Raw genomic sequence first — 13,301 nt, forward strand, 5'->3', positions numbered from 1 at the left:
ACAGCAAATTGAAAATGATAAAACGTACCATGTATGGCCGTTGTGGTAAGGAGCTATTAGCCGCAAAGCTTATATTGTCAAATGGATAATACGGGCAATTGCGGAAGAACCTCGCCACACCGGACTGGCGGCTCCGCCGCACCGTAATATCCAATTATTTTGAATACTATTCCTTTAAAACTTGCCATTTTTTGTAACAAATTCAAACTCGTAACAGTATCATTTTTTCACTTTCGGTATCTTTTAGTACTGCACAATACGTATATCTTGTATTCTCCATCATCAGACGATACTATATATTGTTTCCTGGCATTTGGCTGTTATAATGCTGCACAGACATCGGGAAAACACATTGCGAAACGGATATCCACCTTTTCCTTATCCTTCATGACAGAGTTTACTTCCCCGCCGATGTAACGGGCAGCCTTGTCAACTTTTAGTAATATTTCATCATTTAAAGCTAGTTTTCGCATAAAACTCCTTTCGTTTTTGTGCAATATATATAAAAAAACTTCCATTCTTCGTTTTCGGTTTTTTCGAAAAACAGCCTGTTTTTTTATGGCTTTCAATCAGATTTGAGAGTGTGAAATGTACTGTTTTTTTCCTGATTTTTGCCCCTGCGTAACAAATTCACTTTTTTCTACTGTGCAGCACTATGCATAATTATACACTGTTTTGTGCTCCTGTATAAAGATGCATAGCACTGAATAGCATTATTTGATAGCATAAAGCATGCATTTTTGATGCATATATTCAAAAAATATGTTCTGCTTATAACATGTTATATAAAAACCTGATATTGTCTGATACGAAATAGCAGAATATATTCTCAAACAGAACATCAACTCACCATATTGTAAGCTTTTGACGGAAGGAATTCAAGCAAATCTTTTTCTGGAATACGAATATCCAGTATAAGATACTTCTTCTTAATAATCAGATGAATATACAGAATCCGCAGAATGGTTACCGTTTTAATCTGAATTCCTGAACCGGGCTGCCAAACTCAGAGCATCACTTCCGGTATAGCTTCACCAATTTATGGTGATACATAATCATGATCGGCAAAGGAAGCACAACTCCGGCACACATGGGAATCACACTCCACAGGGTATCTCCGATTATCACTCCTATCCCATACGACACCAGGATAATGAGTCCATAAAGCACCCACATTCGTCCATGCTTTTGATTCCATGCTTTCACATCAGACAGTTCCTCTTCTCCGGGTGGTTTCTCGCCGGAATAGAAGGCGACTGGTTTTTTACTCCTCAACTGTGAAATTCCAATACCTGTCATGAAACTGGCTACCGCCAGATAGATCACCAGACCAATTATATTTTCCATTTTCCAAATGTCCTTTCTACCTGTAACCTGCTATAAAGTAAACTGCAATCACACATACAAAAGGTATGATTGTGGCAGGTATTCCCTTATAATTCTCCCTGGTATGAATCTTATAAATAATGATTTTATTGATCACATTTCCTGTAAACAACGCGACTCCCAGAGCCACCAGCATGGAGCTGCTTTTACTTAAACCGCTCAGCCAGAGTGCAAAATAGAAATAATCTCCAATACCACAGGTGGGATATAATGCTTCTTTTTCCCCTTTTCCATAGACGATCAGTTTGGACATAAATTTGATGTTCGACATGGCTTTGGCATTTGTCGTCTTTTTCCCGTATTTCGTAAAGCTTAAGCCATCCACAACCGAAATGGCTGCGCCTATTGCAACTACCCCATCAAGCTTTAAGTCTTTACCAATCAATATTCCCAGCAATACAACGGACAGAAATGAAAGAATACCATTGATAAATAACCATTCCCGTCTATACTTCGGGAAAAACAAATGAATCAGTATGTATATGATCCCGACGATTCCCAGGTATAAAAACTTCTCATTCAGCACAAATTGAAAAAGATAAATCAGTATGAATTCCACTATCAGGTAAACTCCAGACCAAATACAAGATTTTTTCATCATTTCCTGCATGGTATTTGCTTCTCGTTTTAACATAGACACACCCCTTTTTACGTTGGCATTTGAAAAGAAGAGTTATCTCAAAGTGAATTTTCATTTACCGTTTCCCTTGTATTATATCTTCCCAAAGGCATTACGAACCCTCGTAAGGGAAAAAATAAGGGAAGCAAAATCACATAACACATTATAACATAATAAAAATGGACTGTGTGAACTGATTGAAATGTTTTTAGATTTTACAGAAAAGAGGATTGATTAGATGAGCATCATATATGCAGAGTACAACATTTACCACAACAGCATTGATATATCCTGCAGCTGATCTTGACAGTTCAACCTATGATCCAGAACGTCAGCTGAATACACACATCATAGAACTGGCCAAGTGTGATTGGATCGATGAGCCGAATAATCTGCTGAGCTTTGCTCAGCTTGAAGCAGAATGGCGCTCCGTTCCGCCGGAACGGATGCGCAGTTCTTGGATAACTCTGGAAATGCCTGCCACCCTTAATAAACTCACACGCGAAAAGGATCATCGCATAGAAATAACAGTAGATGGGGAACTTTCAAAATAAAATGTATCGTTCCAATATCACTGTAATCTGTACCGATACAAATTTCGAATCATGATTCTAAACATCCGCTTCCCTTCCTTTTTTGTCCGGGATAACGGGCAAAAGAAGATATGGCCGATTACCAACTTCAGAATATACCGATGTTGTGCCGGAAAACTCCCTTGTATCATATTATATAATCCGACGAAACGACATTTGCAGGGTATAATATGCATATTTTATGCGTTTTGTCTTAATCTTAAAATAAATCAGGAATAAGATCCCATAGCAAAGAGCAGGTGTTTTTGCAAAAACACCTGCTCACCGTATGTTTTCTTTTAATCTATGAAGTCGCCTCCGCTCCCGCTGTCGCTGCCGCCGCCGGAATCAGAAAAGCCGCCGCCATCGCCGCTGTCAGACGAGGAGGAACCGGGCGCCCTGACTTCGGCAACCTCCCTGCCAATCGAATCCATTGCATCATAAAGGTCCGTGTCCTGCAGCATACGGTAAATTTCATCGTCAAAGGTATCCGTTCCTTTAGAAAAGGCTTCGGGATACTTTACGGCCAGCGCCCTGGCAAGTTTTTTGCCATGGCCCATCGCAACAGCGTATACCATGTACTCCCGCCATACGGAAAATTCCGGGAGTTCCTTATCCTCAAAGGTAGTAAAATCATCCAGAAACCGTCCGAAGGCCTGCCACAGGGCCAGGTCATCCTCGCCCTGCTGATCCAGAACATAGCAGGGTGCTTTATAGAGCTTCATCCAGAAGTGGAAAATGACTTGTGTGAGCATCGCCGCCACAAAGGTTATCAGACCGATCATGAGGGAGGCACCAAACACGACTCCATCATATAGTGTACTGAACATACAGATCAGCATTGCAATGATTCCTGCGACCGCGGAAACAATCAGACGACGCCTGTTCTCTCCGGAAGAATACCTTTCCACGTCCTTTGATTGGACCCTTTCCCTGAAATCTCTTTCCACCGCACTCTCGAAGTTGCTTCGGAATTTCAAAGCTGCCTCCTGATTTTCCCTGATATATTTTTTGAGATCCTTCATGGCGATTCGCCCGCTTCCATCGGCCGCATTCAACAGAAAATCCCATAGGATCTCCTGATAGCCCGGAATATGCTCCTGGTCCCGGGCCGGTTCTGCGGTCTCCTGCGGCGCAGGGAGAATGAACAGCTCCTCGCCCTGCTGCATATTCAGCAGAATCGTGGTATCTCCTGCAGTCGTCTGGAAATGGATCAGCTTTTTCAAATTCAACTCCAACAGCGCTGCAGAGAACTGCCTGGAGATGTTGGACTTGCCGTCGTAGAAATGCACCAGCCTGTCGACAGCAGGGGCGGACCGGTCATCCGGCAGTTCCCGGTAATATCGGGGTGACCGGGTGGGGCTGTTCCGGAACTTCTTCAGACTGTACCAGCGCCGAATGTTCACGACTATTTTATACGTCGGAACTATAATAATAATAGGTCCAAAGAACAGGACGAACAGGAAAATGAAAACTATTTCCCCGCCCATTTCCTCCAGGAAGTCCCAAACAGAGCAGTAAATCTCACTGCAAATCCGCTCGATGGAACCCAAAACGGGATGCTCCGCTTCCCATTCCTCCCGCTCGGCCCAATAGGCCTCCCGTTCAGCTCGCTCACGTGCTTCTTCCTCCCGCCTGGCATTTGCGCTGTCGGCCAGTTCTTTTTCCTCTGCCAGAATTCCGGGGAGCGCCTCGCCCTGCTGCTCCCATCCGCCGTAGAAGCAGTCCGCAGGCAGGGTGGAACGGATATCAACGATCGTCCCCACCGGGACGTTGTCTATCTGCAGGAACGCAAAACCCTCAGGCTCCTTTTCAAAGGTGCCATTGAGCGGTCCATGCGCCCAGATGCGGAAATCCTCATCCGGGACACCGTCGGGCACAATCAGGAGGGCGGTGAGCATCCCAATGTCGGAAATGCCGGTCTCTCCGGTCAGGTTCCAGAAAAACTCGCCCACATCGGAATAGAGCTTCACGGCATTTTCCACAAAATAGCTGATCTCGAAGACGCGGGTGCCGCTGCCTTGCTGCCGGAAATAGATGTAGACGGTATTTCCCCCCTCGCTATCCTCCACCGCAAAGGTGTTCTCGGGACGGTTTTCATTGTCTGGTTCGTCAAGCTGCGGTACATCCGTCCCGTCAATCGAGACCTGCCAGTCACTGAACACCCGGGGGCCAGTGAATAGATTATTCACCCCATAACGGGTAAACTCCTGATCACCGCTGAACACGACTTCCCTGGTTTCCGTAATAAATGCGCTTCCATCCCCCATCAATACAATACCAAAGTCCAGAGAATTCAGCACAGCACCGGAATCCTCCGCCCATGCGGTCTTCGAAAACAGGGGGATTATCATCATAACAAAGATAAGACATAGTATCCTGCGTAAAGAACGCTTCATAGCACGACCTCCTTTCATCGGGAATTTCTGTCAGAACTTAATGGTGATCTTAGCCTTTTCGGCTTCCTCCACCTTGAAGAATTCCTCTTTTTTGAAACGGAACATCTTTGCTATCAGGTTGGTGGGAACCGTTTCAAGCAGTCTGTTATAACGCAGAACCGTGTCATTGTAGAACTGACGGTAATTCGCCAGTTTTTCCTCCATCGCAAAAAGCTGCTGCTGCAGATGCAGGAAATTCTGATTTGCTTTCAGTTCGGGGTACGACTCCGCCACCGCCATGAGACGGCTCATAACGCCGGACAGCTCTGTGCCGGCTTTCATCTGCCCCTCTGTATCTGCAGCGGCAAGATAGCGGCTTCGGGCATCGGTAACTGACTGCAGCACCTCTTTTTCGTGGGCGGCATAGCCCTTTACCGTTTCCAGAAGATTGGGGATCAGCTCAAACCGCTGCCTGAGCACCACATCGATCTGGCTCCACTGGGTCTGAACCTTTAACCGCTCGGTTATCAACCGGTTGTAAGTGACGATGCCCCAGATCAGAAGCAAAATAACAATGGCGATCAGAATTATAATTATCATACTGTTTTCTCCTTTCATCTCCCCATCCGATAATAAGTATCTTCATCCAAGATGAGATTCCTCCGGCTGGTACAAAAACTGCTCACTCTGCGTGTCCCAGAACCACACCATCAGTAGCTCATTGCCGCCGTCATCGAACCTCATGGTCACGTCACTGTTGCCGTCGCCGTTCAGGTCAGCGAAGTCGATTCTCTGAAACATCTCCCATGCGTCGCCCTCAAGGGTAATTGGGTAGTCCACAAAGCCGAACATCGTCTGATCTATCGTATCGTAATAAAAGGTGGCATCTGCTTTGTGGACGCACACCAGCACATTGGTATCCTCTCCGTCGCGGGTGATGGTGCCGTCGCCGCGCCAAATGCCTGTGGTGCGCCAGTCGGTTCCGCCAACGTCGGGATCATCATCAGAGTCAACGTAAGATTCGCTGCTGCCGCCCCAGGTCATCAGGAGAACCGCTGCCAGCAGAAAAGAAAGTTTCTTTATCAAAATAGTCATCATTTTATCTCCTTTCTTTCAAACTCAGTTAACAAAGTAAACCTGATACCATACAAGAAACATGTAAACCGTCCAGATTTTTCTGCTATTATCCTGTTTTCCCTTCATATGCTTATCAAGCAATTCAAGGAGCTTATTCACATGAAAAAACCGGCTGGCGGTTTCACTGGTAAATGCTTCTTCAATCTCGCTCTTCCATGGTTCTTCTCTGATCCATACTCTGATAGGAACAGGAAAACCCAATTTTTTTCTATTCACTATCTGTGCAGGAAGCCTTTTAGCAGCTACTTTTCGAAATAAGTATTTTGTCTGATGATGATTTATTTTCGCTTTCTCCGGCAATTTTCTTGCCAGTTCAAAAACATCATAATCCAAATACGGAACTCTTACCTCCAATGAATTTGCCATACTCATCCTGTCTGCTTTCTGCAGAATATCTCCCGGAAGCCAGTTATTGATATCAATCTGCTGCATTTTACTCATCGTTCCCAGTTTTGAAATATCTTCATATTGTTTTTTCAGGAACTGCTCCGTTGATACAATATCTTTATTATTTCTCAGAAGTTTCTTTATCTCCCGGAAACTGAAAATATGTGCATTTCCTATGTAACGTTCCTCTACCGGTATTCCGGCACGAATCAGATAATCCCTTCCTTTCATATCCGGAAGATGTTCTGTCACATGGGCAATTTTGCGTCTGAGTTTTGCCGGAATCCAAGCCATCCACCTTAAATCTTCCGGCTCCCGATAAATGTTATAACCGCCAAAAAATTCATCCGCCCCTTCTCCCGATAATACTACCTTTACTTGTTTTGCTGCCTCTTTTGCCACAAAATACAGTGCAATTGCAGATGCATCTCCACTTGGTTCATCCAGATAATACATCACTTTTGGAACCGCATCCCAAAAATCTTCTTTTGTAATTACTCTGGAGTAATTCTCCAAAGGATATAGTTCTTTGAGTTCCTCTGCATGTCTGATTTCACTGTATCGGTTATTTTCTCCACCAAACCCTACTGTAAATGTCTTTCCTTTCTTCATTCCGGCTGCCAGATAATTGGAATCAATCCCACCGGAAAGAAACGCTCCAACTTCCACATCACTTACCAGATGCCGTTTTAAAGATTCCTCTAAAACACTCTCCAATTTCGTTTCTGTATTTTCATCCATATCCTGCGGGATTAAATCAGGTGTAAAATATCTTTGCGTTTCCAGTTTTCCGTTTTCATAGACAAGAAAACATCCCGGTTCCAGCTTGAATATCCCCTCAAAAAACGTCTCCCTTAATGCGGAATACTGAAAAGCCAAATACTGTTCCAATGCCTTTTCATTTACTTTTTTCCTGTATCCGGGAAAGCAAAGAATACTTTTTATCTCCGATGCAAATACAAAACATCCATCAATCTCCGTATAATAAAATGGTTTTATTCCAAAGAAATCCCTGGCGGCAAACAGCCTTTTCCTTCTGAAATCCCAAATTGCAAACGCAAACATTCCCCTCAGCTTTTTCAGAAGTCCTTCCCCATATTCTTCATATCCATGAAGTAATGTTTCTGAATCAGAATCTGTTGAAAATACATGCCCTTTCTGTTCCAGATTTTCTCTTAATTCACGATAATTATATATTTCGCCATTAAAAATCAGACACAATGTTCCGTTTTCATTGAACATCGGCTGATCTCCCGTTTTCAGATCTATAATAGAAAGCCTGCAAAAACCCAGAGAAACTTCCTCTCTCTGAAAAATCCCATTAGAATCCGGCCCTCTATGACGAATCGCATTCATCATTTCTGACAATATAGCCGAACGATTGTCATTTTGACCGATAAATCCACAAATACCACACATCTTCCTGATCCTATCCTTTGTATATAAGTAACCCGAAATCTGAGATTTCAATACACCTGCTCTGCCATGGACAGTATTTCATCGTGGCTCAGTTCCACATTGCCGAAGCGGACAAAAATACCGTTGGTCACGGCACTGTTCCACACCTGCGCATCTGCAAGTGCCCGAAAACGGATTTTGTCAAGATAGGGCTTCATATCCAGTAACAGACGGCTGCCGGATATAAAATCAACCTGTAAGACATATCCGTCCAATGCTTTGACCTCTAAAATATACCTTCGCTCCACTGTTTTCCCCCCTTAAAAGTAAAAAAACCATCGTACAAACATTGTACGGTGGTTTTTAAGAAACAAACATTAACCAAAGGTTATGTCTTTTGCAGGAACAGCTCGGCAAGCTGCTTTCTCTTGGTTCGGATGTCGCCCTCAATATGAAGTTTTGAATAAATACGATTCACATACTGCTTGACGCTGCCCTCGGAAAGAAACAGTCTTTCCGCGATCTCACGGTTAGAAAGCCGCTGTGCGATCAGATTTACGATCTCAAATTCCCGCTGTGTCAGCGCGGCGAACGCCAACGGGCGGGTACTTTCTGTTTTTCGCCTCTTTACCGCCTCCCCTGATTCAATGATCTGCTTAATTAAGTCACATTGAATTTTCTGCGGCAGCATCGACTTCAGATAGTCATAGTTTTCCACGAACGGCATCACAAAACCGTCCGGTGCTGCATCGGAAAGCGCCCTTGACAGCCATGCGCGCGCTTCCTCCGATTTTCCCAGCATCTCATAGGCAGCCGCGGTCTGAATGCGGATATGCAGCGCAACCAGCGCATAATGCATCCCTTCACACAGAGTCAGCAGCCCCTCGCTGCGTCCGATCACCTTGGTGTACGAACCCTGGGCGAGATACACCTGATTTTCAATCATCTCTATCATGGGTCTGCCCGGCGCGAGAATGTTAACGGAGTAAAGCCTGTGATTGCCGAAAACCTCCGGGATCTTTTCGGTCTCGCCAATCAGGGCGTGGTAGTAGGCACTGGTGGCAGTCCAGATATTGATCCATGCGGCGTTGTGATGACGCAGCAGCTCCGCATATCGCTCCTCAAATGTATATCTCTGTTCTACATCCGCACACAGGGAAAGCCTCCATGACAGAAAATCACAGCAAAGTGCCATATTTTCCTGTCCGTTGCCCTCAATCTGCGCATAAGCGCCTTCCAACCCAATGCGTGCGTCTGTGAATCGGCCCTGCATATATGCAGCCTCCGCCCTCATGATTTTCTCAGCGCCCTGCCCGTGGCCGTCGGTGATCTTGTAGTAGTGCGGCATAGACTCATCCATCTCGACAAGCTCACTCTCCAGCTCGCCCGGAGCTCGGTAGAACATCATCAGCACCGACGGAGAACCAAACGTCCAACCGCCGCTTTTGTGGATGCTGATGGCTTTGCGGGACATCTGCGCGCTGGCACTGCGGTGCAGACGGCTCATAGCGCTGATATCATTGTAGCAGAGGAAACTTAAAATCAGATCGCATTCGCCCAGAAGATTGCCTCGTTCAACGGATGACATTTCCGGTTGTTCCTCAATGGATGTCAGAAGAAGTGACTTCAGTTCCATCATCTTCGGGATCAGCCGCCAGTTGAACATACAGCGCATCAGCACCAGAATAGCCAGCGGATGTGCTTTCAGAACAGAAACAGGGCACTCGTCGATCATAGCCAGTACCGATTCCGGATGCAGAGACGAGAGCAATATACCGGTGTCCTTTTGTATCACATGCAGCAATGCGTCATAATTTTCACTCTGCCGGTAAGACGCCATTGCATGAAGATATTGCCGGTGATCTTCGTACCATGCGCCGAAATTTTCACGATAGATTATCTGCTTTTCTTTTTCCAATGTCAGAAACGTGCGCTCTGCACATACCTTCATCATGTGATGGAAGCGAAAAGTCACACCGTCCGGTAAACATTTTACAAATGCATTTTGTGCGGTCAATACAGCGATCAGATTTCCCGCATCGGCATCCCCGGTGACAAAACGCGCCATTTCTACGGTAAACTCGTCGGCAAGCCCCATGACTGCAAGAAAAATCCGTTGTTTTTCGGGAAGCGGGTCGATCATGGCGGCGGTGAACATGGTGTAAATGTCAGAATTGCGGTCAGGCAATACTCCGCGTTCCGAAAGTGTCCGCAGGTTCAGATAGATCGCGGAAAACCATCCCTCGCTGGAATAAAGCAGGCTTTCGATCTGTGCATCGGAAAGATCCATTCCACATCTGTGGGCATAAACGGCAAGCTCCGTGTGGTTTAGCCGCAGCTGCTCCATGCCGATCTGATAGACCCGGCTCCCAAGCCGGACAATTTCCCCGGCGGGCAGGAACCGATCCCGGCTGGCGATGATGAGATGTACATTGCCGGGCAGCCGGTTTGCAAGAGTACAGAAGAAACCGGAAATACGCTTATCTGTCAACAGGTGGAAATCATCAATAAAAATATAGCAGGAATTTTCTCCCGCCAGCTCGTGGCAGAGATCATCTGTCAGCATACTGCTGCCTGCTGCATCGCCGGGACAGGGATAGTCACGCAGGAAATCAAGTCCCGCATGCGCAAAAGCGTCCTGCACACTTTTCCAGAAGATTGTGAGATTATCGGCATATACGCTGATGCGGATAACTAATCGTTCCTCTGCTTTTTCGTGTTCTTCTAAATACCAGTTTATTGCCGTTGTTTTTCCGTATCCCATCGGGGCGACAATGGTGGTCATCGCGCAGCGGGAGATTGGCCGCAAACTCTCCTGCAGCCGTTCGGATATGTAAATGGTATTCAGGTTCCATTTTGATTTTGGCATGGTGCATACCTCCGCAAGAATAATCAACAATCTACATTATAGACGAATATCCGAATTGTTTCAAGCATTTCCCGGATGCAAAAATCGCTGCAATGCCAATATTTCCAGGCATTGCAGCGATTCTGTTGTTCCTTGGCTGTCAATTATGCAGGAGATTATCAATACTCGCAAAGTCTTCCGTCACCATCAATGTAATATTCATCTGTCGAGCCGACGTATATATTATCCTGGCCGTCAAAATACATTACGCTTCCCTCACCGTCATAATAGAAATATGTTTCACCCGGGTCACTTTCTTCCACAAAGTCATACGGGAAATTATCTCCCCTTCCATCTTCTTCATAATACTGATTTTCTTCCGAAACATAATCATCATTTTCATCTCCGGTAGGCTGTGCCTCATAAGCGACGGATTCTGATTCTCTGCAAAAAGCAGCATCTGCATAAAAGCTTCCATATCCATCAATTACAGGTGTAAGCATTAAATCCCCATTTCCGTCCAGGCTCACATCTGCCACATGACTTCCATCTGAAGAATACAGATTTAATGCAGTCGTTCCGGAAGTCTTAAACGTACCGCTGTCAAAAAGATACCCACCACTGCCGTCTTCATTTATAGCATTGTAAATTTCCCAGGTTCCATCGCCATTGAGACGAATACTTTCCGCATTCAGATCCCCATACTGGTACCAGGTATCAAAATAGGCAATAAACATTTCCAGGCTTTTTCCTTCGGCACTTGGATCATAATCCACTTCCCCAGTCGTTTCGTCAGTCTGGAGCTTTAAAACCTCTGTGAGAGTAAGGGAATTCACTGCGTTCTGGTACTCCTCTTCCATGTCCTCTGCAAAATCCGCATCCATTTTGAATGCGTACACATAAGTATTGGTGTCCGTCTGGAAAAAGATCATTTTCCACTGGCAGGTATCTTCATTTTCACCAGTCGTAAACGTAATATCATAAGCCGGATAGGTGAGCTTCTCAGAAAGACTTTGATTATTGCTTTCCTCATAATCCTTTATTTCACTTTCGCTTACCATTTCGGCGAACTCTTTCCTGAATTCTTCTCTGGTTTCGTCTGCATCCCAATCTATCAACGCACTGCAGTTCACGATTACCAAAATTCCTTCCTCTGTCATGTCCGAATAAAAATAACCGCCATTCCAGGAGGAATTATTGTACAACGGTTTTAAATCTGTGTACTGTTCATCAGTTGTCAGAACATAGGTGGGATTTTGTGATTCTTCCTCCTGCTCCTCCCCGATTGTTTCCTCATCTTCTTCCATCCTTGTAAAGGCAGTAACCTCATCATTTCCCATATGAATGCTGTTCTCAGAATCCTGATATATGCCGTCTAACCATATACCAATCCTGTTATACATGTCATAACGGCCATTTCCATCTCCATATTCATCCACATATACCAGATATCCCTGGAAATCTTCAGTTTCCTCTAAGTGATATACAAAGAGGCCGTCTTCTGTTATGGTAAGTGTTTCTTCTTCCTTGGAATCTGCATTTTCCCAGGAACCAGCTATTTTTGAAAAATCTGCTGTTTCCGTCTGGCTTTCTGTATCCTGAGCCAGTACTGGCTGAACAGTAGCTGCAGACATCAATGCCGCACTTAATGCAAAAGCCATGGTCACTGCTAATGCTTTTTTCTTCATATAACTTCTCCTTTTCAGTATAATATTTTACGATTTCAGACAAATCAACCGCGTTTATATTATATGATGAATCAGAAAAAGCAACTATTAACGAAAGGTTAATTTTTGTGCCATCTAGAGCAGCATCTGCGCTGTCCTGTGCCTGCCGCAGCCTTTCAATCTGCTCTGAGCAGTTTTCTGTATATTCGTTCATCCTGTTCTTTGAAAAAATTAAATATCACCTCTATTTTACTTCCGCTTTCCGCCTTGTATTCCTTCACTGCACGTACATCAATTTCCGCCGCTTTATCATTCGGAAACTTCCGGCTTTTCAAATTCTCCTCTTGCCATTCGTTCTGTTTCCATATAATATGAATGAAGAAAAATTTGTCTTTTTAAGGAGTGTCTGTTATGAATCTGATCCCGTTTCTCATTATCTGTCCCCTGACTTTTCTGGCCGGACTGGTGGATGCCATCGGCGGCGGAGGCGGCCTTATCTCCCTTCCGGCCTTTTTACTGGCCGGCCTTCCGCCCCACGCTGCCATCGCAACAAACAAGATTTCTTCCTCTGTAGGAACAACGGTTTCCACCGCTCGGTACTGCAAAAACGGCTTTTTTAACCGGGTTCTGGCACTTCCCGGCATTTTGCTGGCTCTGTGTGGCTCTTTTCTGGGTGCACGGCTTCTGCTTCACACCGATGATGCCATGCTAAAAAAAATGATGCTGATTATTCTTCCGGTGGTGGCAGTGATCGTCCTTCTGGACAAAAAAGAGCCGGAATATGATCACTTATTTCCGACTTCTGTTATGAAGTGACTTTTGTCAAGAGGTATATTTCAAAATAACAAACTTTTTCTTTCCTCAATTGACAATCCTCACATTTTTCTCTGACAGCATCAGGAAAGAGCC

General features: G+C 45.0%; 13 protein-coding genes. 2 read left to right on the forward strand and 11 right to left on the reverse strand.

The genetic code is table 11. The features are described from left to right. Window positions 1-320 precede the first annotated feature (320 nt). The 3 genes from ACTNEW_RS15600 to ACTNEW_RS15610 form a co-directional block, all read right to left on the reverse strand. Entirely contained in the window at window positions 321-473 is a 153-nt protein-coding gene (locus tag ACTNEW_RS15600) for a hypothetical protein (protein WP_441062651.1), read from the reverse strand. A gap of 541 nt (window positions 474-1,014) precedes the next feature. After that, window positions 1,015-1,347 carry a hypothetical protein gene (locus tag ACTNEW_RS15605; RefSeq protein WP_441062627.1) on the reverse strand — a complete coding sequence of 111 codons (333 nt, stop codon included), beginning with the start codon at window positions 1,345-1,347 and terminating at the stop codon, window positions 1,015-1,017. A gap of 16 nt (window positions 1,348-1,363) precedes the next feature. Next, window positions 1,364-2,020 carry a hypothetical protein gene (locus ACTNEW_RS15610; RefSeq protein ID WP_441062629.1) on the reverse strand — a complete coding sequence of 219 codons (657 nt, stop codon included), beginning with the start codon at window positions 2,018-2,020 and terminating at the stop codon, window positions 1,364-1,366. A gap of 236 nt (window positions 2,021-2,256) precedes the next feature. Between ACTNEW_RS15610 and ACTNEW_RS15615 the strand changes: the two genes are divergently transcribed. Next, window positions 2,257-2,559 carry a hypothetical protein gene (locus tag ACTNEW_RS15615; protein WP_441062631.1) on the forward strand — a complete coding sequence of 101 codons (303 nt, stop codon included), beginning with the start codon at window positions 2,257-2,259 and terminating at the stop codon, window positions 2,557-2,559. A 317-nt stretch (window positions 2,560-2,876) separates the two neighbouring features. Here the strand turns inward: ACTNEW_RS15615 and ACTNEW_RS15620 are convergent, their stop codons facing one another. The 8 genes from ACTNEW_RS15620 to ACTNEW_RS15655 form a co-directional block, all read right to left on the reverse strand. After that, complete coding sequence (locus tag ACTNEW_RS15620; RefSeq protein WP_441062633.1) at window positions 2,877-4,976, reverse strand: DUF2207 family protein; 2,100 nt, start codon at window positions 4,974-4,976, stop codon at window positions 2,877-2,879. A 30-nt stretch (window positions 4,977-5,006) separates the two neighbouring features. After that, complete coding sequence (locus ACTNEW_RS15625) at window positions 5,007-5,555, reverse strand: LemA family protein (RefSeq protein ID WP_441062635.1); 549 nt, start codon at window positions 5,553-5,555, stop codon at window positions 5,007-5,009. Between the two features lie 42 nt (window positions 5,556-5,597). Next, on the reverse strand, window positions 5,598-6,053 hold the full coding sequence (locus tag ACTNEW_RS15630; RefSeq protein WP_441062637.1) for a hypothetical protein: 456 nt from the start codon (window positions 6,051-6,053) through the stop codon (window positions 5,598-5,600). 21 nt (window positions 6,054-6,074) lie between these two features. Continuing rightward, on the reverse strand, window positions 6,075-7,898 hold the full coding sequence (gene asnB, locus ACTNEW_RS15635; protein WP_441062639.1) for an asparagine synthase (glutamine-hydrolyzing): 1,824 nt from the start codon (window positions 7,896-7,898) through the stop codon (window positions 6,075-6,077). 47 nt (window positions 7,899-7,945) lie between these two features. After that, on the reverse strand, window positions 7,946-8,185 hold the full coding sequence (locus ACTNEW_RS15640; RefSeq protein WP_441062641.1) for a DUF2442 domain-containing protein: 240 nt from the start codon (window positions 8,183-8,185) through the stop codon (window positions 7,946-7,948). 80 nt (window positions 8,186-8,265) lie between these two features. Next, window positions 8,266-10,746: a LuxR C-terminal-related transcriptional regulator gene (locus ACTNEW_RS15645; RefSeq protein ID WP_441062643.1), complete on the reverse strand. Its 2,481-nt coding sequence runs from the start codon at window positions 10,744-10,746 to the stop codon at window positions 8,266-8,268. A gap of 158 nt (window positions 10,747-10,904) precedes the next feature. Further along, entirely contained in the window at window positions 10,905-12,413 is a 1,509-nt protein-coding gene (locus tag ACTNEW_RS15650; RefSeq protein ID WP_441062645.1) for a hypothetical protein, read from the reverse strand. Between the two features lie 155 nt (window positions 12,414-12,568). After that, entirely contained in the window at window positions 12,569-12,727 is a 159-nt protein-coding gene (locus ACTNEW_RS15655; RefSeq protein WP_441062647.1) for a hypothetical protein, read from the reverse strand. Between the two features lie 76 nt (window positions 12,728-12,803). Between ACTNEW_RS15655 and ACTNEW_RS15660 the strand changes: the two genes are divergently transcribed. Further along, window positions 12,804-13,208 (forward strand): sulfite exporter TauE/SafE family protein, encoded by a 405-nt coding sequence (locus ACTNEW_RS15660; protein WP_441062649.1) that lies wholly within the window; start codon window positions 12,804-12,806, stop codon window positions 13,206-13,208. Window positions 13,209-13,301 lie beyond the last annotated feature (93 nt).

Source organism: Blautia sp. HCP3S3_G3, assembly GCF_052063365.1.
GTDB lineage: Bacteria > Bacillota > Clostridia > Lachnospirales > Lachnospiraceae > Blautia_A.